The organism is Gilvimarinus sp. 1_MG-2023 (genome assembly GCF_030548285.1).
Genome location: NZ_JAUOSC010000114.1, coordinates 1 through 478 on the forward strand (window position 1 = coordinate 1; position 478 = coordinate 478).

Consider the following 478-nt stretch of genomic DNA (forward strand, 5'->3'; position numbering starts at 1 on the left):
GTGTCGAGGCGCTGAACTACTTCCGCGACAGCGAACTGATGGATCAGGTTGCCCGCTACACCGATATCGTACACGAAGCTCTGGCACCGCTGGCGCGCAAATATCCACAGGTAGCGATTCGGGGCAAAGGCCTGATCGTTGCGCTGGATGTGGCCGATAGCGACCACGCCAAAGCCATTGTGGCGGAATGTTTCGACAACGGCTTGCTGATTGCCAGTTGTGGCACCGGCGGCCGGGTTCTGAAACTGATTCCGCCATTAACCATCCCTGAAAGTGATCTGAAGGCAGGACTGACGGTGCTGGTCCGTGCCACCGACAACGCACTGGAGGCCGCCCAATGAGACAACGTGATGATATGACTTTTCCGCACGAGGAATACGTACGTCGCATGAATGACCTGCGCCAGCGTATTGCGTACCGGCGACTGGATGCCGTGGTGATTTCCGACCCGGAAAACATCATGTACCTGACCGACTAC

The 478-nt window shown here is 57.1% G+C and carries 2 protein-coding genes; both read left to right on the plus strand.

The window, feature by feature from the left end:
- A partial coding sequence (locus tag Q4563_RS15960; protein WP_303605170.1) for an aminotransferase class III-fold pyridoxal phosphate-dependent enzyme occupies nucleotides 1–341 on the plus strand: 341 nt, incomplete at its 5' end.
- On the plus strand, nucleotides 338–478 hold a 141-nt coding region (locus Q4563_RS23550), incomplete at its 3' end, for an aminopeptidase P family N-terminal domain-containing protein (RefSeq protein WP_336623040.1). The genes Q4563_RS15960 and Q4563_RS23550, both read left to right, overlap by 4 nt.